Annotated in this window: 22 protein-coding genes, 1 pseudogene and 1 riboswitch; of the genes and pseudogenes, 10 read left to right on the top strand and 13 right to left on the bottom strand. The window is 36.9% G+C overall.

The features are described from left to right. Nucleotides 1–9 precede the first annotated feature (9 nt). Together H0173_RS00240 and metH are read left to right on the top strand one after the other, a co-directional pair. Nucleotides 10–1875 (top strand): bifunctional homocysteine S-methyltransferase/methylenetetrahydrofolate reductase, encoded by a 1866-nt coding sequence (locus H0173_RS00240; RefSeq protein ID WP_221843918.1) that lies wholly within the window; start codon nt 10–12, stop codon nt 1873–1875. Beyond that, nucleotides 1853–5305: a methionine synthase gene (metH, locus tag H0173_RS00235; protein ID WP_221843917.1), complete on the top strand. Its 3453-nt coding sequence runs from the start codon at nt 1853–1855 to the stop codon at nt 5303–5305. The genes H0173_RS00240 and metH overlap by 23 nt, the downstream gene beginning before the upstream one ends. Before the next feature lie 48 nt (nt 5306–5353). Here the strand turns inward: metH and H0173_RS00230 are convergent, their stop codons facing one another. Then, nucleotides 5354–5677 (bottom strand): YqzG/YhdC family protein, encoded by a 324-nt coding sequence (locus H0173_RS00230; protein WP_260630952.1) that lies wholly within the window; start codon nt 5675–5677, stop codon nt 5354–5356. Next, nucleotides 5677–5817: a hypothetical protein gene (locus H0173_RS00225; protein ID WP_221843916.1), complete on the bottom strand. Its 141-nt coding sequence runs from the start codon at nt 5815–5817 to the stop codon at nt 5677–5679. The genes H0173_RS00230 and H0173_RS00225 overlap by 1 nt, the downstream gene beginning before the upstream one ends. A 130-nt stretch (nt 5818–5947) precedes the next feature. On the opposite strand from H0173_RS00225, the gene H0173_RS00220 reads away from it, so the two are divergent. Continuing rightward, the gene (locus H0173_RS00220; RefSeq protein ID WP_221843915.1) at nt 5948–6118 is read left to right on the top strand and encodes a hypothetical protein; all 171 of its coding nucleotides are present in this window, start codon (nt 5948–5950) and stop codon (nt 6116–6118) included. A 130-nt stretch (nt 6119–6248) separates the two neighbouring features. Here the strand turns inward: H0173_RS00220 and H0173_RS00215 are convergent, their stop codons facing one another. The 3 genes from H0173_RS00215 to H0173_RS22100 form a co-directional block, all read right to left on the bottom strand. Next, the gene (locus H0173_RS00215; protein ID WP_221843914.1) at nt 6249–6815 is read right to left on the bottom strand and encodes a glycerol-3-phosphate acyltransferase; all 567 of its coding nucleotides are present in this window, start codon (nt 6813–6815) and stop codon (nt 6249–6251) included. A gap of 158 nt (nt 6816–6973) precedes the next feature. After that, a complete protein-coding gene (locus H0173_RS00210; RefSeq protein WP_313770594.1) occupies nt 6974–8869 on the bottom strand; it encodes a beta-propeller domain-containing protein in 1896 nt (631 codons plus the stop codon). Between the two features lie 140 nt (nt 8870–9009). Next, nucleotides 9010–9135 carry a hypothetical protein gene (locus H0173_RS22100; RefSeq protein WP_260630951.1) on the bottom strand — a complete coding sequence of 42 codons (126 nt, stop codon included), beginning with the start codon at nt 9133–9135 and terminating at the stop codon, nt 9010–9012. Between the two features lie 253 nt (nt 9136–9388). Between H0173_RS22100 and H0173_RS00205 the strand changes: the two genes are divergently transcribed. The 6 genes and pseudogenes from H0173_RS00205 to qoxD all read left to right on the top strand — a co-directional run. Continuing rightward, entirely contained in the window at nt 9389–9535 is a 147-nt protein-coding gene (locus tag H0173_RS00205) for a YwzD family small protein (RefSeq protein ID WP_221843912.1), read from the top strand. Nucleotides 9536–9708: 173 nt separating this feature from the next. Further along, nucleotides 9709–10476: a thermonuclease family protein gene (locus tag H0173_RS00200; RefSeq protein WP_221843911.1), complete on the top strand. Its 768-nt coding sequence runs from the start codon at nt 9709–9711 to the stop codon at nt 10474–10476. A gap of 356 nt (nt 10477–10832) precedes the next feature. Continuing rightward, a complete protein-coding gene (gene qoxA / locus H0173_RS00195; protein WP_221843910.1) occupies nt 10833–11822 on the top strand; it encodes a cytochrome aa3 quinol oxidase subunit II in 990 nt (329 codons plus the stop codon). Then, nucleotides 11812–13788, top strand: coding sequence for a cytochrome aa3 quinol oxidase subunit I (gene qoxB, locus H0173_RS00190; RefSeq protein WP_221843909.1), 1977 nt, complete (start codon nt 11812–11814; stop codon nt 13786–13788). Before qoxA ends, qoxB begins: the two co-directional genes overlap by 11 nt. Then, nucleotides 13778–14383: a cytochrome aa3 quinol oxidase subunit III gene (qoxC, locus tag H0173_RS00185; protein WP_221843908.1), complete on the top strand. Its 606-nt coding sequence runs from the start codon at nt 13778–13780 to the stop codon at nt 14381–14383. The genes qoxB and qoxC overlap by 11 nt, the downstream gene beginning before the upstream one ends. Next, a pseudogene (gene qoxD, locus H0173_RS00180) lies at nt 14384–14683 on the top strand (cytochrome aa3 quinol oxidase subunit IV); the annotation flags it as partial. Nucleotides 14684–14831: 148 nt separating this feature from the next. Here the strand turns inward: qoxD and H0173_RS00175 are convergent. The 7 genes from H0173_RS00175 to thiT form a co-directional block, all read right to left on the bottom strand. After that, nucleotides 14832–15062, bottom strand: coding sequence for a hypothetical protein (locus tag H0173_RS00175; protein WP_221843906.1), 231 nt, complete (start codon nt 15060–15062; stop codon nt 14832–14834). A gap of 130 nt (nt 15063–15192) precedes the next feature. Beyond that, complete coding sequence (locus tag H0173_RS00170; RefSeq protein WP_221843905.1) at nt 15193–16674, bottom strand: APC family permease; 1482 nt, start codon at nt 16672–16674, stop codon at nt 15193–15195. A 178-nt stretch (nt 16675–16852) separates the two neighbouring features. After that, a complete protein-coding gene (gene xsc, locus H0173_RS00165; RefSeq protein WP_221843904.1) occupies nt 16853–18625 on the bottom strand; it encodes a sulfoacetaldehyde acetyltransferase in 1773 nt (590 codons plus the stop codon). 35 nt (nt 18626–18660) lie between these two features. Continuing rightward, on the bottom strand, nt 18661–20031 hold the full coding sequence (locus tag H0173_RS00160) for an aminotransferase (RefSeq protein WP_396021172.1): 1371 nt from the start codon (nt 20029–20031) through the stop codon (nt 18661–18663). Nucleotides 20032–20038: 7 nt separating this feature from the next. After that, nucleotides 20039–21169, bottom strand: a complete 1131-nt coding sequence (gene ald, locus H0173_RS00155; RefSeq protein WP_221843902.1) for an alanine dehydrogenase — start codon at nt 21167–21169, stop codon at nt 20039–20041. 232 nt (nt 21170–21401) lie between these two features. After that, complete coding sequence (locus H0173_RS00150) at nt 21402–22124, bottom strand: GntR family transcriptional regulator (protein ID WP_221843901.1); 723 nt, start codon at nt 22122–22124, stop codon at nt 21402–21404. 216 nt (nt 22125–22340) lie between these two features. Beyond that, on the bottom strand, nt 22341–22940 hold the full coding sequence (gene thiT / locus H0173_RS00145; RefSeq protein WP_221843900.1) for an energy-coupled thiamine transporter ThiT: 600 nt from the start codon (nt 22938–22940) through the stop codon (nt 22341–22343). Between the two features lie 66 nt (nt 22941–23006). Then, nucleotides 23007–23109: riboswitch (TPP riboswitch) on the bottom strand. 269 nt (nt 23110–23378) lie between these two features. Between thiT and H0173_RS00140 the strand changes: the two genes are divergently transcribed. After that, complete coding sequence (locus H0173_RS00140) at nt 23379–25100, top strand: AAA family ATPase (RefSeq protein WP_221843899.1); 1722 nt, start codon at nt 23379–23381, stop codon at nt 25098–25100. A gap of 423 nt (nt 25101–25523) precedes the next feature. Here the strand turns inward: H0173_RS00140 and H0173_RS00135 are convergent, their stop codons facing one another. Beyond that, complete coding sequence (locus H0173_RS00135) at nt 25524–26231, bottom strand: cytoplasmic protein (RefSeq protein ID WP_221843898.1); 708 nt, start codon at nt 26229–26231, stop codon at nt 25524–25526. Nucleotides 26232–26237: the final 6 nt, after the last annotated feature.

The raw sequence follows: 26237 nt of genomic DNA, 5'->3' as shown, positions 1-26237 counted from the left end.
AGGATGAAAATGAGTTTCCTTGAAAAATTAAAAAATGAAATCATAATTGCTGATGGTGCGATGGGAACTCTTCTCTATTCCTATGGGACGGATAGCTGTTTTGAGAATTTAAATCTCACCCATGCAGAACAGATTCAGCAAATTCACGAAGCATATATACATGCTGGAGCAGATCTTATTCAAACCAACACGTATGCTGCAAACTATATTAAACTTCAAAGATATGGTCTAGAAGATAGTGTGAAAGAATTAAATACTTTTGCTGTTAGGAACGCTAGAAAAGCAGCAAAAAAGGATGTATATGTGGCGGGGACTATTGGCGGCATAAGAGGAATTAAACCTAATATGGTTGCCCTTGAGGAAATTAAACGGAGTTTTCGTGAACAGTTATACTGTCTACTGCTAGAAGGTGTCGATAGTATATTACTAGAAACGTATTATGATCTTGAAGAGCTGGAAAACGTCCTTGCTATTGCTAGGAAAGAAACCGATTTGCCAATCATAGCCCAAGTTTCTCTGCATGAAGCCGGAATATTACAAGATCAGACCCCAGTGGCCGATGCCCTTTCACGTCTAGAAACTTTAGGTGCGGATGTTGTTGGCCTAAATTGCCGCTTAGGTCCTTATCATATGCTTCTATCATTGGAAAATGTTCCTTTACCAAAGCAGGCATTCTTATCGGCATATCCGAATGCCAGTATTCCGGCTTACACGGATGGAAAGTTTCATTATGAAGGAGATTCAGAGTATTTTAGACAGTCAGCACGAGATTTCAGAAACCAAGGGGTTCGATTACTAGGTGGATGCTGTGGAACAACTCCTGATCATATCCGTGCATTTGCAACTGAGCTTAAAGGATTACCGCCGATTACAGAAAAAACGATCAAAAAACGCAGTGAAATAAAAATATCGAATCCGTCCGCAATCATACGAGAAAATCCGCCATTACAGGAAATCGTCAAAGACCGGCCTTCGATTATAGTAGAACTGGATCCTCCGAAAAAACTAAATACTGCTAAATTTTTTGAAGGTGCTAAGGCATTAAAGGATGCAGGCATTGATGCAATCACTCTTGCAGATAACTCGCTTGCTTCTCCAAGAGTATGCAACTCAGCTCTAGGATATCGTGTTAAAAAAGAAATTGGCTTAAGGCCCCTTGTCCATATTACTTGCCGAGACCGGAATATTATCGGTTTGCAATCTCATTTAATGGGGCTTCACACTCTAGGGCTTCATGATGTATTAGCGATAACGGGTGATCCTGCAAGAGTTGGAGATTTTCCTGGCGCCTCATCAGTTTATGATTTATCATCATTTGAGCTTATCCAAATGATAAAGCAATTAAATGAGGGCTTATCTATTTTAGGAAAAGACTTAGAAGAGAAAGCCGCTTTTTCTGTAGGAGCTGCCTTTAATCCAAATGTTCGGTCCGTTGAAAAAGCTGTTCAGCGACTAGAGAAAAAAATCGAATATGGGGCTGATTATTTTATTAGCCAGCCTGTTTTTTCAGAAGAAAAATTATTAGATGTTCATCAAGCAATAAAACATTTAGATCATCCAATATATATTGGACTTATGCCATTGATAAGCCATAAAAATGCAGAGTTTCTTCATAATGAAGTTCCGGGCATTAAGATTTCTGATTCAATTCGTGAAATTATGGCATCTTGTAAGGATGATCCTGCTAAAGCAGTCCGAGAAGGCATGGCGATTACAAAATCATTAATTGATACAGCGGCAGAATTATTTAACGGTATATATTTAATTACTCCGTTTATGAAATACGAGTTAACCGCGGAATTATCAGCATATGCCCATGAAGTAAGTGCCAAAATTGCAAGGAGGAACCTAAATGCAGAAGTTACCATTAACTGAACAGTTGAAGAAAAAGATTCTTATTATGGATGGCGCTATGGGAACAATGCTTCAAAACGCCAATTTAACACCAAATGATTTCGGCGGCGAAGAATATGACGGGTGTAATGAATATTTAAATATTACAGCTCCAGAAGTAATTGAACGAATTCACCGCGAGTATTTCCAGGCTGGTGCAGATATTGTAGAAACGAATACATTCGGTGCAACGAGCATTGTTCTGGATGAATATAATCTAGGTCATAAAGCTTATGAAATTAATAAAAAAGCCGCGCAAATTGCCCGTAAAGCAGCTGATGAATTATCCACTGCCGAATGGCCAAGATTCGTTGCAGGAGCAATGGGGCCAACGACGAAAACTTTAAGTGTGACTGGTGGGACTACGTTTGATGTGCTTATTGGATCGTATGAAGAGCAAGCTATTGGTTTAATCGATGGTCAGGTTGATCTATTATTGCTTGAAACAAGTCAAGATATGCTAAATGTAAAAGCTGGATTTATTGGGATTCAACAAGCATTCAAAAAAACAGGCAAGCAATTGCCGTTAATAATCTCAGGTACAATTGAACCGATGGGAACAACATTGGCAGGTCAGTCTATCGAAGCTTTTTATATTTCTTTAGAACATATGAAGCCTCTTGCGGTCGGGCTTAATTGTGCAACAGGGCCAGAATTCATGCAGGATCACATCCGTTCCCTTTCTAGTCTTGCCACTACTGCAGTTAGTTGTTATCCAAACGCCGGACTTCCTGATGAAGAAGGACAATATCATGAAACCCCAGAATCTCTTGCGCTGAAATTAGGCGGGTTTGCTTCAGAAGGCTGGCTAAACATTGTTGGCGGCTGCTGTGGAACGACACCTGCTCATATTCAAGCGATTGCTAATGAAATGGCAAAATATCAGCCGCGAACTATAGAAAAAAATCCAGTTCATAAAGTATCAGGAATTGAACCATTTATTTATGATGATCCCACCCTCCGACCTATTATGGTTGGTGAAAGAACGAATGTTATTGGTTCTCGAAAGTTTAAACGATTAATTAAGGAAGGGAAATTTGAAGAAGCGGCAGAGATTGCAAGGGCACAAATTAAAGGCGGTGCCCATGTTATTGATGTTTGTCTTGCAGACCCTGATCGTGAAGAAATTCAAGACATGGAAAACTTCATGAAAGAACTCGTCAAGAAAGTAAAGGCCCCTCTTGTTATCGATTCAACTGATGAACAAGTTATCGAAAAGGCTTTAACCTTTTCACAAGGTAAAGCAATTATTAATTCGATTAACTTAGAAGATGGAGAGGAAAGATTTGCAGCCATTTCCCCTCTTGTTCATAAATATGGAGCAGCGGTTGTTGTAGGAACGATTGATGAAAAGGGCATGGGTGTAACTGCTGAGAAAAAGCTTGAAATAGCTAAGCGATCTTATGAAGTACTAGTTCATAAATACGGAATTTCACCTGAAGATATAATTTTTGACCCGCTCGTCTTCCCTGTTGGTACAGGAGATGAACAATATATCGGAAGTGCGAAAGCGACAGTGGATGGAATTAGGTTAATTAAGAATGAGATGCCAGAGGTTCAAACGATTCTTGGAATAAGTAACGTATCATTTGGCCTCCCTCCTGTCGGCCGAGAAATATTAAATTCTGTTTTCCTTTATCATTGCACACAGGCTGGCCTTGATTATGCGATTGTTAATACAGAGAAGCTTGAAAGATTTGCCTCAATTCCGAAAGAAGAAGTGGAACTTGCCGAAAGACTGCTATTCGAAACGAAAGATGAAACTTTAGCTGCCTTTACAGAGTTTTACCGGGATAAGAAAAAAGAGCAAAAAAGCATTATGCCTGACATGACTCTTGAAGAACGTCTTGCTTACTATATTGTGGAAGGAACAAAAGAAGGGCTTATTCCTGATTTGGAGGAAGCATTGATTAACTACCCTGCCCCGCTTGATATTATTAATGGACCGCTTATGGATGGAATGAAGGAAGTTGGCCGCTTATTTAATGACAATCAGCTTATAGTCGCAGAGGTTCTTCAAAGTGCTGAAGTTATGAAAGCATCTGTTTCCTTCCTTGAACCTTACATGGAGAAAGATGACACAAGCGCAAATAAAGGAAAAATTGTACTGGCAACTGTTAAGGGTGATGTTCATGACATTGGGAAAAACCTAGTCGATATTATACTAAGTAATAATGGCTATGAAGTCATCGATCTAGGCATTAAGGTCCCTCCTTCTGAGCTGATTGAAACGATAAAGAAAGAAAATCCCGATATGGTCGGCTTATCCGGACTGCTTGTAAAATCTGCACAGCAAATGGTGATTACTGCTCATGATTTAAAGCAAGCCGGTATCGATATTCCAATTCTTGTTGGCGGAGCAGCACTTTCTCGTAAATTTACAGATACGAAAATTGCAAAGGAATACGATGGACTTGTGTTATATGCCAAGGATGCAATGAATGGCTTATCGATTGCCAACCAGATTCAAGACCCGATTGAATTTAAAAAATTAAAGAGCGACCAATTAGAAAAGCAGGATGCTGCACAAAACGCAGCTCCATTTGATCGAAGCTCCATTGCAATTTCAACAGCTGTAAAAGTAAGACCCAAACTAAATACAAATGTCCCAGTTTTCACTCCCAAGGATTTAAAAAGAAAGATTTTATCATCTATTTCGATTTCACATATTGAGCCATATATAAATAAACAAATGCTGATTGGACATCATTTAGGCTTAAAAGGCAAATTAGACAAGATGATTGCTGAAGGTGATGAGAAAGCAATAAAAATGAATGAAATGGTGAATAGTTTAATTGAGGATGCTAAAGTGAATGGCTGGATTACACCAGCTGCTGTTTATCAATTTTTCCCTGCACAGTCTGATGGTAATAAGGTTTTGATCTATAACGAAGAACAGACAAAAATTATTGAAACCTTTGAATTTCCTAGACAGGAAGTTGAGCCATATTTATGTCTTGCTGATTATTTAAAATCAAAAGAAAGCGGACAAATGGACTATGTTGCCTTCTTTACTGTAACTGCCGGTAGAGGCATTCGGCAAATTGCAGATGAAATGAAGGAACAAGGCCGTTTCCTTGAATGCCATGCTCTCCAATCACTGGCATTAGAAACTGCAGAAGGATTTGCTGAGCTTGTTCACAGACAAATTCGTGATCGCTGGGGCTTCCCTGATCCTGTTGATATGACGATGAAAGATCGATTTGCTACAAAGTATCAAGGACAGCGATTCTCATTTGGCTATCCAGCATGCCCAGATCTAGAGGACCAGCAAAAGCTGTTCAACTTAATTAAACCTACAGATATTGGCGTACATTTGACTGAAGGCTTTATGATGGAGCCAGAAGCGTCCGTATCCGCTATTGTTTTCGCTCACCCAGACGCCAGATATTTTAGTGTACTAAAAGTATAAATAGAAAAGCCAAAAACCTCATCACTTGGTTTTTGGCTTTTCTACAATTCAGGTTGCTGATTTTTTTAAATGAATTTGCTTGATTTGCTCATTGCTTGGATTAAAGTCAATATCAATAAATAAGCCGAATTCTTTGCCATCTTCTCTCAACCAGAGTTTAAATTTTTCTGTTGATACTCCTTCTTTCTCTACCTTGCCAATATGGAGATAATCGATAATATCTGCTCTTGGATATTTTTCTTTAGCGGTTTTCATGGCTAACTGTCCCCACTTAGCATATGGAGGTTCATCTGGCCGTGCCTGTGCAAATTGTGCAGAAGAACAAATCAGAATTGACAAGATGGCAATGATTCTTGTTAGTTGCCCAATCATTACATGTCTACCCCCTTTTTTAACTCCTCTCTCATCCGCTCTTCCTCTTCCTGTACAGATATATAAGTAATTTGTTCCTCCAAATAATGATGCAATAAATCTTTCTCATCCTGACATTCGATGTCTATCATTTTTTTCATTTTGGAAGCCCTCCTCTTTAAGTATTTCATTTAGAATTTGATAATTTTCACATCCCTATTCGCAAATGAATACCAAATTTTTGAATATTTTTCAGCATTAACTTCAAGCTAATAAGAGGAGGTGCTGAAATTGGAACAGGAAAAATCAATTCCGGATTTTACACAAATGGATCATCAGATGAATGATGCTGCCTATACAACAGAGTCTATCGTATCTGATTCTCAATTGGACTTAAACATTTATACAGAAGAACAAAACACTGTTGAGGTTGTTAATCCAAAAAATAGTTATGAAGATTAGAAAAGCATTGCCGGTTCATGAACTGGCAATGCCTTTTATCATTTCGTGATGTACAACCTGCTGTTGCAATATTCCATGACCGTTTTAAAAAGGTTGCGGCTATTATGGTTAATTCCCCTTATTCGTTGGATTAAGTGTGATTTATTTTCTTCAATAGATTATCTGAATGTGCAAAAATGAGGATCACAATCAATACAACAAGAACCCATAATAATTCTGTTGAATGGTATAAATAAGAAACCGCGAATGGAATGAAACAAAAAGCAGCTAAACCAGAGATCGTAAAACTTTTTGATAAAGAATAAAATAACAAAAATCCAATGATGATAACGAGTGCCAGCAATGGTTCAAAAGTAATGATGCCTCCGATAAACGTTGAGATTCCTTTACCGCCTTTCAATCGATAAAATATTGGTTTAATATGACCGATTACAGCAACTGTAAGGCAAGCTAGAATCTCAAATTCAGAAAAAAGGAAATACCGTCCAATTAATACTACAAGACAGCCCTTTAATGCATCACCGAGAAACGTAATGATAAAAGCCTTTTTACCATATAAGCGTCCTATATTACGTGCACCCGGATTCCCAGAGCCTTGATTGATAATATTTTCTTTTCGAAGTAATTTAATAAGAAGATGTGCTGTTAAGATATTTCCAATAAAATAAGAGGTAATTAAATAGGAAAGAAAATTCATATTGATCTCCAGCCTTTAATTTATATGGTCAAAAGGCAACTTCATTTCTAGTTATAAGCTTATGTACAAGTATACAGGAATATATCCAAATGATGGACAAGTTTAACAGCAAATAGAAATAAAAATAACACCCTCTAGGGTGTCATTTCTCAATGGATTTATTTCTTCAAGCTTAAGGCACCTTGCTGCTGATAGGTAGTCAAATCATAAGCAGATATCTTTTGAGGTGATAATGCATACAAGGAGTTTCCAATATAAAGAAGCCGATTAATTTGGTTTTCCCATTCTTCATACGGAGCTCTAGGGTTTTGATGAGTGAATTTTGTCTGTAAATGAAAACCTGTCTGAACATCAATATTGTAAACAAGTGCACCTTGAAAATCGTAAGTGGATTCATATTGACTATTTTGCTTATTCTGGTAAATGGTAATTGGAAATGCGAAAATATTTCTCTTTTTATCAAATAACAGTGCTTTATGATCATGATTTAAAGGTGAATAACTACCCCTGCCACTGATAATTTCTGTAAATTTCTCTTTTGGATTTTTCATATCACTTACATCAAATAGAGAAATTTTCACCCCATCAGTTTGAATAATTGGTCCATTTATTGAGCCTTTCCCACTTTGTACCTTAGTATCATAACCAAAGCCAATCAAATGATTTTCATCATATGGATGGAGATAGTTGCTAAAGCCTGGGATTTTTAATTCCCCTAGTACTTTCGGATTTTTCGGATCTTTCCCATCAATAACGAATAATGGATCAGTCTCTCTAAATGTAACGATGTAAATACGATTATTCATAAACCTTGCTGAATAAATTCTTTCCCCTCTGGCAAGATCCTCTAACTGACCTACTTGCTTTAAGTTCTTATCTAGAATATATAAGTTATTTGCCGATGGTTTGTTACTATTCCATACTTGACCTTTTGTAGTCGCAATTCGAAAATATTCATTGTATTCATCCATGGAAAATTGGTTAAGTACAGTTCCGGGAACTTCGACTGACACTTCAAAGTCAACATTTTTATCGTTGATTGAAAATTTATAAATTTTCGTTAATTCTTGATATGGCTTGCTGTTTTCAGGTTGATAATTTGTCACCGCTAGATATAGGGCATTTTTTGACATATATAGGTTATTTCCACTGCCTAAAAAAGAGGAAATATTCATTTTTTCTGTTGGCTTATCTAGATTAATGACAGCAATATTCGTAAAATTTGCCTCATTTGAATTCGGAACATATCGGATATCACTATAATTAATTGACTTCATTACTTCCTGATTTACTGAATCTGAATATTTTGGACGCATATCCACATCTGGATTGTCTCTTAATATCCAAACTTGAGGATGTTTATTGGCTATCATATACAAATTTCCATTCATTAGTCTTGAAGAAAGCATGGATCCTTCCATTTCAATCTCTCTTACTTTTTTAGGCTGCTGTTTATTTTTTATGTCATAAACATACACTTTTGTTGTTTCATCAAATGGAGCAATGCCGATCTTAGCAATTTCTTTTTGGCTATTCTGCTCTATTTTTCCGTAACTATGTCCCATAACAATCAATTGATCTTTATAATTGAAAAGCTGGTATGGTATAAACGAATGGTCAAATGCTATAACAGATTCTAAAGACATTGTATTTGCGGGTACTGCCCTAATAATTTGAATTTTTCCATCCATTATCTGATAAATATGAGAACCATCTGTCTTTACAATGTCAGCTTCATCGATTCCTTGAACTTGTACATTAGTTTCTGAATAGTTTCCAGATCCATCTGCCCCAATACTCTCTTGTGCAGCTTCTTTTTTATCTAATGATATAAATGTTTTATGATTCTTTTCTTCTTCCTTTAATCGGCTTAATAAAAGCTTATTTAATTCGCTTTTTGTTTTAATAGCTTGAAGTCCATCTTTTTCTACTGTTTGACTTTTGGCAGACAGGACTTTGCTTTCTGCTGGCCTATTATCAATGCCTACATACATTGTAAAAAATATAATTGTCAGAAATACAAATGCTCCACTGAAAATAATCCATTTTTTCACCAAAATCTTTCCCCCTTTATTACCTTTGACGAATTAAAATATCCATTTGTTACAAAATCATCCTGAAGATCCATACGTTTACTATAAGAGACATAAAAATATCCACCCTATTCGGGTGGATATTAGATATTCTATGGTATTTACCAATCCTGTGTTTTTTCAAGCAAAGAATCAATTTCAATTCGTCTGATTATAAAACTAAAGTCATCTTCCATATCTTCAGTAGCATCTAACAGTTTATCAATATCCGTATTTATTAATATCATAATCAGACCTCCTCTATTAAAAATATATCAAATAGTAAAATAGTTGTTCGTTCTTGCTACATATTTCGTACATAACTATTTCTTTGTGGGTGTATAAAAGTAATTTATTTATTAATTTACCCTAGTATAAATGAAATAAACATCATTTTATATGATACAAGTCACCAATATAATTAAGTTTTAATATACTGTAAAGTAAATTGATAAATTCTTAACAAATAGTTCATTAAATATTATTAGAAGGTGTTTATGTATGAGACCTAAAGTAAATTCATATGAGTTTGCAAAGGTTTTACAATCTGCTCTAAAAAAAGGACAAAATGAAAATCATTTGACTGTTAATGAATTATTAAGGGAAATTGTAAGTCAGCTTGAGCCTCTAATAAAAAGAAGAACATAGATAGAAATGAAATATGACCATAAAGAGATCGGTTTTATACCGATTTTTTTTGCATGCAAATCAATAAAGGTGCAGTATGTAATTTTTGAATTTATTTGGAATTAGAGTAAAATTAAATGAAATATGGTAATATATTTAATCGAATGATTGTCCTTAGTGGAGGTATCAATAAAGTGTTAAAAATATTACATAAGAAAATGTTTATATTTACCCTATGTCTATTGCTTTTTTTGTTGAATACAGCTGTTGGTGCTACTGAAACTGAAATAGTTGCTAATAATTTTACAGAGGAAATTATGTTAGGTGAAAAATATCCTGCCGAGCTTATGAAATGTATTGATGGGAAAAATGCAGAATTTGAAATAAATGGACAGGTTTATAAAACAAAATTTCTTTATATAGATACGCCTGAAAGCACAAATGAAATTAAACCTTTCGGAAAGGAAGCTAGTGTTTTTACATGCAATTTTCTTATGTCGGGAAAAATTACTATTGAAACAGATGGCGAAACTTTATTTGACCAGGACGGCAATTTATTAGCATGGATTTGGGTGGGAGACCAGCTTCATCAAGAAGCAATTACAAGAGCCGGATTTGTGGAAAGACTTTATGACGATGGGGATTATTTATATGAAGATCAAGTTATTGAGGCAATGGAAAGTGCAAAGAAATTATCAAAAGGCATTTTTGCCTCTAAAGAAACTTTTTATCCTAATACTTATGATGAAACAATGTATAATCATTCATTTGATGCAAATGTAGTAAATGAAGAAGAAATAATTGAAAAAATGCGTAAATCTAGTTCTGAAAACATTATGGAACCTGATAAGATTTCTAATAAAACAGAATCTAGAAGCTCTTCAAGCAATGTAATAACCGGTTTTATCATCCTTTGTCTATTGGTATTGATTGTTAAAAGAAGAAATAAGAGTAGGAAATAATCGATTTTTACAAGAAAGGCATCGTCATACTAATGATGGTGCCTTTTTCTATGGGTTACTTTTCCAGAATAATTGTTCAAAAAATGTTCAAAAAGTATGGTTATTTTCTTCAAGCCCACTATATCAATATTTTTTAAGTATTTTAGCCAAAAATCCCTTCTTTCCATAATCTAACTTCTTAATTTTGTCACAACAAAATAGCTGTCCATGTGTTATTATCATCATCACAGTGGAAATACATTAATAAACATTTTGTATTTTACCTTTCAATTACTATTGTTAAATAGCTTTTCATTTTTTAAAATGTTTGTGAAGTATTTAACAATGGTTTAATTTTTACAAGGAGATGGGAGCACATGAAGTTAAAAAAGGTGTTATTGCCCTTTTTAGCACTTTTAATACCGAGTGTCTTAAGTGGCTGTGATTTAGTTGTTTTTCAGCCGCAAGGACCGGTAGCAAGAAGCATCACAGAATTAATCGATTGGTCGTTACTCTGGATGCTGCTTGTCGTAGTTGTTGTTTTTGCACTATTTGGTGTAATTATTTGGAAATATCGAGAAAAGCCTGAGAATATGGATTATGAGCCACCTGAAGAACATGGCAATACTCTTCTAGAAATTATTTGGACGACTATTCCAATTCTTATTGTTATTGCATTAACAATTCCTACTGTAAATACTTTATACGATTTAGAAAAAGTCCCTAAAGGGTATGAAAATAAAAAGCCTATTACAATTAATGTAACCTCTGCTGATTGGAAGTGGATATTCAGCTACCCTGAGCAAGGTATTGAAACTGTAAACTATGTAAATATCCCTGAAGATCGTCCAGTGTTATTCAAACTGACTTCAGCAGGAACGATGCAATCTTTTTGGGTCCCTGCCCTTGCTGGTCAAAAATATACAATGAACAAAATGGAAACAGAAATGTATGTAGTCGCAGAAAACCCTGGTTCTTATTTAGGAAGAAATACGAACTTTAACGGTCGTGGCTATGCGGATATGGAATTTGAGGTGCTCGCTCAAACTGAGAAGGACTTTGACAAATGGGTGAAGGAAGCTCAAGATCGCGCACCAAAGTTAACTGAAGATAAATATTATGAACTCCTTAAGCCAACTGTTCTGGGCAGATTAACTTTCTCTAATACTCATTTAGCTTGGGTAAACCATGCTGATCATAATTCAAAAACTTATACGAACCCAGAATTATACAAAAACCATCAATATCCTGGAAAGATCTTTGAAGAGAAGGATAATTATAAAAATTCAAGTGAAGAATCATCTGAACAGCATAACATGAGTTCAGAAAACGGAAATAACCATGGAGGTGAACATGATGGACATTAAATGGGATAAATTCTTTATTACAGGTGACCCATTAATAGTAGGTTCACAGATTGCTATTGTTCTAACTATGCTTGGAATCATTGGCGGTGTGACTTACCTGAAGAAATGGAAATGGCTTTGGACAGAATGGTTAACAACCGTTGATCATAAAAAGATCGGTATCATGTATATTATTTCTGCGGTTCTTATGTTTTTCCGCGGTGGCATCGACGGTCTTTTAATGAAGGCGCAAACTGCCAGACCGGAAATGGGATTTTTAGATGCGCAGCATTATAATGAAGTCTTTACTACGCATGGCGTTATTATGATTCTTTTCATGGCTATGCCCTTCCTTATTGGTTTAATGAACGTCGTTATTCCTTTACAAATTGGTGCACGTGACGTAGCATTTCCACAATTAAATGCACTAAGTTTTTGGTTATTCTTTAGCGGTGCGATGTTATTTAATATTTCCTTTGTTATCGGGGGATCTCCGGATGCTGGTTGGACTGCCTACTTTCCATTAGCAGGCAAAGAATTTAGCCCGGGGATTGGAAATAACTATTATGCAATAGCACTTCAGATTGCCGGGATCGGTACACTGATGACAGGTATTAACTTCATCGTAACGATTTTAAAAATGAGAACTAAAGGCATGACTTTAATGAAAATGCCAATGTTCACATGGACTTCATTCGTTACATCTATCATTATCGTTGCAGCATTCCCTATCTTTACTGTTGCTCTTGCGTTAATGACATTTGATCGTTTATATGGAACACATTTCTTTACAGCTTCAGCAGGCGGTTTAGATATGCTGTGGGCAAACCTTTTTTGGTTATGGGGTCACCCTGAGGTGTATATTGTTGTTCTCCCTGCTTTCGGTATTTATTCTGAAATTATTGCAACCTTCTCAAGAAAATCACTGTTTGGCTATAAATCAATGGTTGCTTCAATTATCGGTATTGCGTTTTTAAGTATGCTTGTATGGGTCCACCACTTTTATACAATGGGTTCAGGCCCTGCTGTTAACTCGTTCTTCTCGATTACAACGATGGCTATCGCAGTGCCAACAGGTGTGAAAATGTTTAACTGGCTATTTACGATGCGTAAAGGCCGAATTAAGCTGACAACAGCTATGTTATGGTCTCTAGCGTTTGTGCCTACCTTCGTAATCGGTGGTGTAACAGGAGTTATGCTCGCGATGAGTGCGGCAGACTTCCAGTATCATAATACGTTATTCTTAGTCGCACACTTCCACTATGTATTAATTCCTGGTGTAGTGTATGCGGTATTTGCAGCTCTTTATTATTGGTGGCCAAAAATGTTTGGCTTTATGCTTAACGAAAAAATTGGTAAATGGCATTTCTGGTTATTTAACATTGGATTTAACGTAACCTTTATGCCGATGTTCTTCCTAGGTCTAAACGGAGCAGTTCGAAGAGCTTACACTTATTCTGCTGAATCTGGATTTGCACCATTATTCTTAGTATCAGCAATTGGTGCAGTTATTCTTGCCGCAGGCTTTGCTGTGTTCTGTTACAACATTTATTGGAGCATTCGTTATGCAGACCGTAATATTTCAAGTGATCCATGGGATGCTAGAACACTTGAATGGTCAACAGCTTCACCTGTTCAATTTTATAACTTTGCACAAACACCAGAAGTTGATGGATTAGATGCTTTCTGGCATATGAAGAAACAAAATAAAGGTCTAACTTTACAAGATAGTGAAATCGAAGAAATCCATATGCCAAGTAATTCCGGCCTCCCTATTATTATGGGTGTGATTTTTGGAATTGCAGGATTCTTCCTTGTATTTGAGTGGCATATTGCAGCGGCTGTAGCAGCTATTGGAATCTTTGCAGGTCTGATCATTCGTTCATTTGATTACAACGAAGGATACCATGTGAAGGTTGACGAAATTAAGAAAATCGAAAAGTCATGGAGAAATAAAGAAGGCGAGGTGCATAATCATGTCAGCTAATGTGAATACGTCATTGCCATTAGAGTATCAAACAGAGCAAAACCGTATGAATATACTTGGTTTCTGGGTGTTCCTTGGCGCTGAGATTATCCTTTTCTCTACCCTCTTTGGTGTATATGGTGTTCTAAATCAGCGTTATGCAGGTGGTCCTACTCATCATGATTTGATTGAAATTAACAGCGTCATGATTCAAACAATTTTACTTTTAACAAGCTCATTTACAATGGGTCTTGCGATTTTTGAAATGCGTCGTAACAACCTGAAGGCATTAATTTCATGGTTTGTCGTTACATTATTACTTGGTGGCGGCTTCCTGTTCATGGAAATTCATGAGTTTATCTCTTATGTCCATGAAGGAGCTACTATTCAAACAAGTGCCTTCTTGTCCAGCCTTTTTGTACTGCTTGGCACTCACGGAGCCCACGTTACACTAGGGATTGGCTGGGCAACTATGGTTATTATCCAATTAGCAAGAAGAGGCTTAACGCCAACAACGGCTCGTAAAACTTTTATTATCGGTCTTTACTGGCACTTCCTTGACGTTATTTGGATCTTTATCTTTACATTCGTTTATTTAAAAGGGTTGGTGGGATAAATGGCAAATAATCATCATAAATTTCCACTAAGTCATATTATTGGGTTTATCTTTTCGCTCATTCTTACTTTTGGTGCTGCTGGTATTGCATTAAAAACTGATTTATCCTTTAATGCGATTATGTGGATCATTGGAAGCCTTGCTATACTGCAAGCAGGTATTCAGCTATTCATGTTCATGCATCTACGTGAAGGTGAAGATGGTAGATCAAATGTTGTCAACATCGCTTACGCAGTATTCATGGCCGCTGTAATTGTTGCTGGTTCAATATGGGTTATGTCAGCTGGACATATGTCACATTCGAACCATAATAGCAGCGATATGGAAAACATGGATATGGATCATATGGATATGGATATGGATATGGATAAATAAAATCGTTGAAAAACCGGTTTCTGAATGGAAGCCGGTTTTTTATTTATCTTTAGTCCCGTAAAGAAGCTGAATACTATCTCACTCCCCTGCTTCCATCTGTCATTTCTTCCATTAGATGAATGAATAAGCTAAATCCAAATATTAACATTGAAGAAACCATTATACTAAGTCCAATTGATAGTACATATGGTGATATGTTACCGCTTACAAAAAAGCTAGATAAAAATAAAATAAAGCCAATTAATAATCCCGCAGCAGTGATTCTCTTAAAAGTAACAAGGACATTGTCAAGTTTTTTCGTCATATAATTTCATCCCCTTTTATTAAATATTCTAACTTTGTTCACAAAATTGTCAATTATTTTTTGAAAAAAGAGGAAAATGATCAAAAAGAAACTCCCCACTATCCTTTAGGGGAGAATTATTAGTTGAATATTATGCATCCAAATGCACTGGAGGGGTTTCACTTTCATTACTATCATTATTCGGCTGTGTTTTTCCTAAAATGTAATAATCCAATTTACTTTTTGAGATTTGGTGATACTCTTTTCTCTTAAATAAATAAAACACAATTCCTAGGACCGTCCAAATTGCAAGAGCAATTAATGATGGAGTTCCTAAAGCTGAAGATGATCCAGGGATCAGTAATAAACCGAGGAACGCTAAACCACTAATGGCGCCGATTAAAGCAAAAAATTTCTTTACTGGAGCCACTTCACGTTCTGATGGTCCGCTTTCATTCCATTTAAATAGTTTATATGCAGTAATGCATGTATAGAAATAGGCTATTGTAACTCCAGTTGCAGACATATCAACAATCCAAAGAAGGACTGGGCGGCCAAACCAAGGAGCAATTAAACAGACTGCACAAGTAAAGATAATTCCAACATATGGTGTTCCATATTTAGGGTGAAGCTTAGAAAATACGGCTGGGATGACCTTTGCTCGTCCCATTGCAAACATGAGCCTGCTAGTTGACACATAGAATCCATTTAAACCTGTAAAAATACCCATGCAAAGGGATATAGCAAGCAATAATATTCCAATAATGCCAAGAGTACTTGAAACTACATCACCAGTCCCCCATATCGGTTTGCCTTCAACGAGCTGCTGCCATGGCACCGCTACTGCTGTGGCGATAATCATAAATGAATATAAACCTGCAGCGACAATTAATGAATAAATAATTAGATTAAAAGCTTTCTTAGGAGGGAAATTAAATTCTTCTGCTGCCTGGGGAATATTATCAAATCCTACAAATGCCCATGGAGCAATGGCAATTATCGCAATAATCCCTGATAAAGTTGGGACACTGGGATTAAAAAGTGGCTTAAGATTACTCAAATCACTCGTTGGACTTAAGATCATACTTATTGTTAGCAGACTAACACCTGCCACGAGGATAATACAGAAAATATATTGAAGATTCCCTGACAGAGAAGCACCCTTCATATTAAGATAGGCAAAGACAATCAGGGCAACAGTTGCAATGATGATTTCACCAAGATAAACTTGCCAGCCATTAATTTCATATAGAAATACAAAGTTTGTAATCGAAGGAAGCAAAAACTTCCCTGCAAGGGCCAAAGCAGAGGCATTTAGAGCAACGATACAAATATAACCAAGTGTTAAAAACCATCCACATACAAAGGCATGATCGCGACCAAAGCCTAAATATGCATAAGCAAATTCTCCACCAGAAACAGGATACTTTTCGATTAACACTCCGTAGCTAATGGCAATAATCATCATGAGGATTGCACCGATGCCTAATCCGATAATGGCACCCAATGGTCCCGCCATCCCCATCCATTCCGTTGGCAGAATGAAGCATCCCCATCCGATTGCTGATCCTAGGGCAATAGCCCAAATCCATTGCGGTTTAAAGGTTTTCTCTAATTGCACCCTATTATCCATTAATTCATCCTCCACTAATTAATTAGCATTACAATACAGCAAAAGTATAATGAAAATTTGGAAAAACATTATGAGTGTTGTCCTAGTCTCAGTTAAATTAAAGAGTATATAACTTGTTATAGCTTGTTTCATTAAAAAAGGAGCTTAAAAATATGTATGTTTTAAGCTCCTCGAAAGGTTATTGCCAGTTCTTATGATCTAAATGAGCATATTTTGGCAAAAATCTCGTTGGCATTTGCAGCGCATCCTTTCGGAATGGCGGAGCAAGCTGTGTTCCATCTACTTGAATATCAATAACTACAGGTTTGTTCAGTTCAATGGCTTTTTGGATTGCTGGTCCGACTTCCTCTGGTTTATTCACACTCATTCCAACTGCACCCATTGAACGGGCAACTTCAGCGAAATCAGGGTTTTGAATATCAGCACCAACAAATCGGTTATTATAGAAATCGACTTGGTTCTTCTTCTCAGCACACCATGCATTATTATTAAATACACAAGCAACAACTGGAATGTTTTCTTCCACAGCTGTACTTACTTCATGAAGACTCATGCCCCATGCTCCATCCCCTACAATAGCAATTACCGGACTGTTCGGGTTAGCAAGCTTAGCACCTAATGCTGATGGATAAGCAAAGCCTGTATTTCCAAATGTCAAGGCAGCAATGTGCTGACGTGGATTGTTGAATTTCAAATAAGCATTAGCTGTTGAAGATACATTTCCTATATCCGTTGTGACAATTGCATTTTCAGGTAAAACCTTAGTCAGCTCTAAAAGTGCGCGGCGCGGATTAATAGGATTGCCTTCAACCATAGCAAGTTCAACAAGCTCCTTCTCCCACTTTTCCTTTTCCTTTGCTGCTTTCAGCAGTCTTTCTTGATTTGGTTCCTGATTAGGCAGCTTTTCTTTTAATCTCTTGGCAATTTCTTGAGCTGCTTCATTTGCATCCCCGATAATGCCTACTTCTACAGGATGAGTACGGGCAATGTTTCGTGGATTAATATCAATTTGAATAATCTTCGCATTTTTCGGGAAGTAATCGATATCATAGCAAGGAAGAGTACCAAAGACAGAAAGTCTAGTACCAATTGCTAATAAAACATCTGCCTCCTTTAGCGTATTCATAGCCGCTTTTGATCCCATATAGCCAATGGGACCAACTGCTAATGGGTGATTGGCTGGGAATGCATCATTATGCATATAAGAAACGGCAGTTGGAATTGTCAAGTATTCAGCAATTTCCTTTACTGCTTCAATACCATCTGAATCCACTACTCCCCTACCCGAAATAATGACTGGATTTTTTGCTGTCGCCAGTAATTCAACGGCACGATCAATGGATTCTAATGAGCCGCAGCCTCTATTATCTACACGATATTGATGAGGCTCAAGAATATAATCCTCAACCTCTCCATAGAAATAATCTCTCGGAATATCAAATAGTACAGGTCCACGCTCTGCATAAGCTATTCTAAATGCTGTTCTTAGACAATCAGCAACACGTTTCGGGTGGGTTACACGAACTGTCTCCTTCGTAATCGCTTTAAATATAGAAACTTGATCACATTCCTGGAAGCCATCCCAACCAACTGTTGGAGTTCCAGCAGATGGTGAAATAACAACCATTGGAGTATGAGCCTGATTGGCCGCAGCAACTGATGTCACCATATTTGTTATACCTGGTCCATTTTGCCCAATGACGACTCCTGCCACTCCACTCACTCTCGTATAGGCATCTTCCATATGTGCTGCACTTTGTTCATGGCGAACACCAATGAAACGAATTCCTGCTGTAGGCAGTAAATCTAGCAGATCCATAAAGGCAGATCCAAGAATTCCTGAAATATGAGTAACGCCCTCAGCTACTAATGTTTCTACAATTGCTTCACTTGGTGTCATTTTTAATTTTTTTGTTTTAATTGCTTCTAATTCTTTTTCTACTTTTGCCATTATCAGCACTTCCTTTTCAAAGTTTTATATTTTAATTAGATATTTTGAAGTACGTCTGTTACTGTCTCAACTACAAAATTTAAATCATCCTCAGTTGAAATAAGCGGCGGTGCAATAATAAGGACGTTATTAAAACCAGGAACTGTATCACCATTTCTGCCGATTATTAGCCCTTTTTCCTTACAGCGTGCAATAATATTAGCCATAAATTGATCTGATACAGGTGTTTTTGATTCTTTATCCTCTACCATTTCAATTCCATAAAGGAAACCAGTATGACGGACCTCTCCAACATTTTTATGGGAAATTAAATCTCTTAATCTACCTAATATACGTTCCCCAAGTTCTGCTACCCTACCGACAATATTCTCATTTTCAATAATTTCAATGTTTTTTAGTGCTACTGCACAGCTCGCAGGATGGCCGCCATAAGTGGAAACATGTCTTAAGTGATTAGAAGCTCCTTCTTCCTTAAACATTTCATAAATTCTTGAGTGAACGGCCGTTGCTCCTAATGGTAAATAACCGCTCGTTAATCCTTTAGCCATAGTGATGATATCAGGCTGAACACCTTCAGAATGCATGAACCCAAACATTTTTCCAGTTCTTCCGAATCCTGAAACAACTTCATCCATAATAAGAAGGACATCATGCTTTTTACAGATCTCAGCAACCCTCTGCAGGTAAGCAGGTGACGGAACAATGACGCCTCCTCCTGAAATGAAAGGCTCCATGATAACGGCAGCAACTGTTTCTGATCCCTCCCAGGCAATGATTTGGTCGATGAAATCAGCTGCTTGTTTATCACAGTCGGTTACTTCTTCACCAAACGGGCAGCGATAGCTGTATGGAGGTGGAACATGCAAGAAACCTGGCATACTAGGTCCATACTTATATCTTCTATTTGCTTGTGCTGTTGCACTTAGTGCACCCAATGTTGTCCCATGATAGGCACGGTAACGGGAAATAATTTTATGCTTTTCTGGATTACCATTTTGATAATGGTATTGTCGTGCAATTTTAAAAGCGGTTTCATTTGCTTCTGATCCGCTATTCGAGAAAAAAGTTGTGTATGAATCACCAAGAAGATCACTGATTTTTGCGGATAACTGGATGGCTGGAATGTGACTTAACGTAAGAGGAAAATAAGAAAGTTTCATCATTTGTTCTGCTGCAGCGTCAACAATTTCTTTTCGGCCGTGACCTAGGTTTAAGCACCATAATCCGGATACCCCATCTAAATAGCGGTTTCCTTCAATATCAGTAAACCAGGCACCTTCCCCGGACTCTGCAACCATTGGTTTGCCGCCTTTTACATATCTGCTCATTGCATGCCATAAATGATCATGATCTTGTTTCACTAATTGATCGTTTTCTATCATTTGAACTTTTGCCATTTTTTCCATGCCTCCTTTATAAAGTGGTCGCTGCTTTTGTCAAATCATAAACAGATGTAAATGGATAATTCTGTGCTTCAGAAACGGCTTTATATGTTACTTTTCCATTCATCGTATTGACTCCTTTAGCAATTGCCGGATGCTGTTCAATCGATTGATAAACTCCTTTATTCGCCAAGATTAATCCATAAGGTGCTGTCGTATTTGAAAGTGCAAAAGTTGCAGTTTTCGAAACGGCTCCTGGAATATTTGGAACAGCATAGTGTAAAACCCCGTGTTTTATATAAGTTGGAGAGTCATGTGATGATATCCTATTACATGTAGCGATAGACCCTCCTTGATCGATGGCTACATCAATAACGACTGAGCCTTCTTCCATTTCCTTAACCATTTCTTCAGTTACGAGCTGTGGCGCTTTTGCACCAGGAATTAGCACGGCCCCTATAACAAGATCTGCTTCCTTCACTTCCTGTGCAATATTGAATGGGTTTGACATGATTGTCTTCAGCCTTCCGCCAAATTGATCATCCAGCTGACGAAGACGTTCTGTACTAATGTCAATAATGGAAACATCTGCACCGAGTCCGATGGCCATTTTCGCTGCATTAGTTCCAACAACTCCACCGCCAATAATAACAACCTTGCCTGGCTTCACACCTGGCACGCCTCCAAGAAGGACCCCTTTTCCACCGTAAATCTTTTCTAGAAATTGGGCACCAATTTGAACAGACATCCGTCCAGCAATTTCGCTCATTGGTGTTAATAACGGAAGTGATCTGTTTTCAAGCTGGATCGTCTCATATGCGATCGCTGTTACTTTGCTTTCAATTAATGCCTTTGTTAGGTCTGGCTCAGCTGCTAGATGGAGATACGTGAACAGGATTAAATCTTCGCGAAAAAATGTATACTCTACCGGCTGCGGCTCCTTAACCTTCATTACCATATCTGCTCCCCATGCATCCTTTGCACTTGGAACGATTTGGGCACCGGCTTTTTCATACTGTTCATCTGTTATTCCACTTCCTAGGCCAGCTCCTTTCTCAATGATAATCTTATGTCCAGATTTTACGAATTGGGTAACACTGGCAGGGGTCATCGAGACACGGTTTTCATTGTTTTTTATTTCCTTTGGTACGCCAATTATCATGATTACCCGTCCTTTCTAGGAATTAATTTTTTTCCTTTTAAATTATTATCATCATGACATCATGTCGTCCGTACCAGTTGAGCTATGATGATCTTTAAATTTATTAAAACATAGATGTTTCTAATTTTCAATATATTCTAAATAAAAAAATAATATTTTTTGCAAAAAAAGTTAATCTACTTTCGGATGTAGACTAACTGTGCTTAAAATAAAGGGATTTTTACTAACTTCCCTAGGTAAACTTTTTCGATAAATTTATGCGGAAAGAATACAAATCTGCTCGAAAAGACGCAATATAATATTCAATTAAATTATCTTCCACATCCATTAATAGTCTTTCAGTATTTAATACATTATATTTTTCAGGTACTCCAAGTAATGCTGCATCCTCTTTTGATAAGAAACTGCTCGTAATAATTTGTTTTGCTTCTGACAGCTTTATGTTTAAATTATGTTCTAAAATATCAAAAAGTGTTCCTTTATCAATATCATATTTGGAGAGCTCTTCTCCTATTCCTACCGGGTAATATTGAATTTCTATTGCAAGCGGCTGATCATCTGCATACCGAATTCTTTTAATATAATAGGCTTCTTTAAAACCTGTTGTATCAATAATATCCTGAGTTGGAATGACCCTGCCATGCTCAATTAATTTAGCATCGGGCTTCATGCCCATTTTGCGGATTGTGTCCGTTGTACTCGTTAAGTTTCCAAGCCATTCTTCAATTGGTTTTGTTGATATAAAAGTTCCCTTACCATGAACCTTCTCTAATACCCCTTCCCGAACTAAATGAGATACAGCTTCCCTTACAGTACTCCTGCTCACTTTATATCGGTCCATTAACTCTCTTTCGCTCGGAATTTTTTCTTTATAATAGCCTTCGTTGATTAATGTTTGAATCCCGTCTTTTAATTGAATATGGAGGGGTATTGGACTTTTAGGATCTAATTCCATATGGTTTCATTCCTTCTAAAAGTATTTAAAATCCAATTATGGTTTTATAATTACTAATTATCATAAGACATTATGATAAAGTTTTAAAGTAAAAAAGTTACACTTTTTTACAAATTGTATTTATTATAATGGATTTTATAATGAGTTATACCTAGTGTTTTTATGTAAAAAATACGCTTCTTAGGTAACAAGAAGCGTAATACGAAATTGTAAAAATTATGATGCCTTATTATGTGTAATTAACAGAGTATCATCTTTTCTAATAATTATCCGAGGCGCAGTATTAATTAAAAGTACAACTACAATTGAGCAGAGAATCCCAGCGCCAAGCATTGTAGCTCCATTTGCTGCGAATGAAAACAGCAGCGGTGACATCCCTTCCGGCGCGTATTCCCCGAAGAAAATAACTCCTGCAATGAAGTGCCAGAAATATCTTGCGATGCTACCAGTGAAAACACCGGCAATGATCCAGCCAATCGCTTTTTTCTTTGATCCATATCTTAATTCCTTTTGAATGTAATTATAGAATAAGCCAGCAAACCCGATGCAGGCAAATGCTATAAAATATTCAATAAATGCTTGTACTGGCGTAGCTATCCATGCATCCCCCATCGCTATCTGGAGGACTCCCCAGAGCAAACCTGAAAGCAAGCTTACTTTAAACCCCCAACGAAATGCAAGAATAAAAATTGGCACCATTGCTATCGAAATTGAAACGGACGGCATTGGTTTAATCGAAGGCAATAAATCTAAGACGATGGCAAATGCTGCAAAAAATGACGCTTCGATTAATGCGAGCAAACCTAATTTTTTCATAAAAAAACTCCCCTTTTCGTAGATTCGTTACCTCAAGGGGAGAATAGAAAACGACAGAAAAAAGCCCATCTATTCATGCCACATTCCTGCGCTAGAATTATCTAACAGGTTCAAAGGGTCAGAACAGTAATCTGTTCACTCTCAGCGATCAGCTCCCCTTGTGGTTACGATTTATGCAATTATTCCAAAATCAGTATATAACAGTTTCCAACATTTGTGAAGGAGAATTATTTAATAGTCGTTAATAATCCTCCCTTATCTTCATTTTTTTCATGCCTGATGATGAGCCGGAAAGTTAATAAAACTTATTTCAATCCAATGATTTCCTTGTTAATTAAATCCCATTTTTTTCATCATTTTACATGAAAATTGACCTATTCCCGACCTTAAAACTTACTTATAATGGATAAGTACAGGAAACAGTAAGGAGGGATAAGGTTGAAAAATAAATTCAAGAAATCTTCAACGATCATAACAATTGTTGCATGTATTTTATTCGTCACAGCAGCTTTCATTTTGACTGTTCAACTTGGAAATAAAGCTACATCCATACCCTTTTCTTCTGTTGAAAAGCTTGTCGCCTCTCAAAATGGTGAATTAGTTACGATTAATGAAAATAAAAATGGAAAGTTGACTATTGTGACAAAAGATGGTGAATATAATTCTCAAGTTCCACCAAATAGTCAGATACTTGATAGATTAATAGAAAATTATCATGTTCAATATACATTCTCATCTACAAGTCCATTCGCATTATGGATAGTTGGTGGATTAGTTGTGTTACTAGCAGGGATTGGCATATATATATTTAAATCAGGCAAAGGTGGACTGGGTGCGGCGAACACAATGAAGGAAAGTGTATCAAAAGCAAGGCCGCTTCCAACGATTTCATTAGCAGACGTCGGCGGTATTCAAGGCGAAATGAAAGAAGAAATCATTCAAACTCTTTCAACTTTAAAAGAGCCGGAACGTTCACTTAAGATGGGCGTTAAACCGCCAAAAGGAATTTTATTATACGGTCCTCCGGGTACAGGCAAAACTTTGCTTGCTCAAGCTATTGCAAAGGAGCTTGGGGCTACCTTCTTCTCAACAAGCGGATCATCATTTAACGAAATGTTTGTTGGTGTTGGTGCTTCTCGTGTACGGACTTTGTTTCAAAATGCCAGAAAGCAAAAACCTGCTGTCATATTCATTGATGAGGTAGATGCTTTAGCCGGAAAAAGAAAGCAGCATGGCGGTGAAGAAAGTGAAAAAACTCTAACCGAGCTTCTCGTTCAACTTGATGGCGGTCACTCAAATGATGGCATTCTATTTATTGCCGCTACAAACCGAAAAGATATGCTCGATGATGCCTTTCTTCGTCCTGGAAGAATTGATTTCTCTTTCCATGTACCACTCCCAGACACAAAAGGAAGAAGAGAAATTATTGAGATTCATACGAAAAATAGAGTACTTGCAGCAGATATTTTGAACTCACTTGATGAGCTTGCCGAAAGCACATCCGGTTTTTCCGGTGCCGATCTTCATTCTCTCTTTGAAACTGCAAGCCGGAAAGCTGTTCGTCATGGGAAAGATATCATTTCTAAAGAAGATCTGGATTTTGCCTTAGACCGAACGATCTTAGGAAGTTCCACTCGAGCTCTGCAGGATCAGGATACAAAAAGACGGGTGGCTATTCATGAGGCTGGACATGCACTTGTGGCAGCCATTACTAAACCTGGCTCAGTACGGAAAGCGACGATTATTCCCCGCGGTCAGGCACTTGGATATGTGGCTCCGATTCCGAAAGAGATGCATTTATCGACAACAAGCGACATGCTTGACCAAGTTGCAATGATCCTCGCAGGCGGAGTCGCTGAGCGCATTTTTCTTGGTGAACATAGCATTGGGGTAAGTGGAGATGTTCATCAAGCTAAGCAGGTCATCGAGCAAATGGTTGATACTGGACTGCTGGAAGATGGTTTCACCCTCACCTTTAATAAAGTTGAAAAAGAATTGAAAATGCAGGAACTATTCCATAAGGCATTGGAAAAGTCTGAAGAACTAATAAAAAATAACCGTTCGCAATTTGAAATTTTAGTGCAATCCCTTATGAAAAAAGAGACATTGGAGGGTACTGAGGTTCAGGATATCGTGCTGCCTATTGCAGCAAATTGTTAATATATACTAACCAGTTCATCATTTGAGCTGGTTTTTTCATATATGAAAATGACAGTAAGTAACAGATAGATTTTTTTTTGAATAAAAATATTTAAATCTAAAATTAGACAGTCTTCCTCAAATTTAGCAAATTGCGATATTTTTTGACGGCGGAAATCAGGAAATGTCTGAAATTGCGCTTTCCCAAGAAATATTTATTGAATATTTCTATTTAGCTGACATGGAATCATAATTCAATTTATTAATCATTCATTTAGCAAAATAAAAAACAAGCCTGTTCGTAAAACAATTCGGGCTTGTTTTGCATTAATTTAAAAATAAAACATATACTATTTTCAAGGCCGTCCACCTCTTCTCATTTCGCTTCGTTGCGGGACTAACCAGATCGGAATGTGGGCGGTCTTTCTATTGGAAATATTTCCTTCATTTACTTTTGCGGTACTCTAATACTTTTGAAGTTGAATCGACTAGTAAGTCACTTTCATATTCGACTAATTTAATGACACAGCCAGTTCCAATATGAACCGATTTCCCTCTTACGATCTCTGCCATAGTATTTTCGAGAAAAATTTCATCCCCTTCAATGACACGAGTCTCAAGTTTTCCGTCTCCTCTAAAAGGAAAAATGGAGCTTTTCTTCTTCACCGTAATTTTATTTCCACCTATTTCATCTGTTTTGCTAATATCATATCGAAGGCTAATATCCACAATATCTGCATTTAATAATCCATTAATATTAAACGCTCCAGTTGAACAAAATTTCTCAAACTCTGCATCTTTTTTAACAGAGAGACTTCCCTTTAATATTATTTCTTCTCCATGAATGTTTTCCCCAACAGAGAGTGTTCCAAATATCCGAGCGTTTTGAATATTAGCTGAACCCCTAATATTAGAAGTACCCAGTATCTTCATTTCAGTACATTCCAAATTTCCATGAATATCAGATTCCCCAAAAATAATAAATTTGTCAGCTTTTCCACTTTTTAAAGCGGTGCTTGAGCCGAATGTTTTAAAAATTGAACAGTCGAAATCTGATGTAATTGTTCCCTCTCCTCGAATATTAATTTTCTCATAACCACCACCTCCATAGCTTCCTGAACCATTGATCGTAAGATTATGTCTATCTCCCATAAAATC

Origin of the sequence: Bacillus sp. S/N-304-OC-R1, from assembly GCF_019749375.1 — a bacterium.
Taxonomy (GTDB): Bacteria; Bacillota; Bacilli; order Bacillales; family Cytobacillaceae; genus Cytobacillus.
Note: the sequence above shows the minus strand (reverse complement) of the source record. Positions and strands in the feature narration are given on the sequence as shown.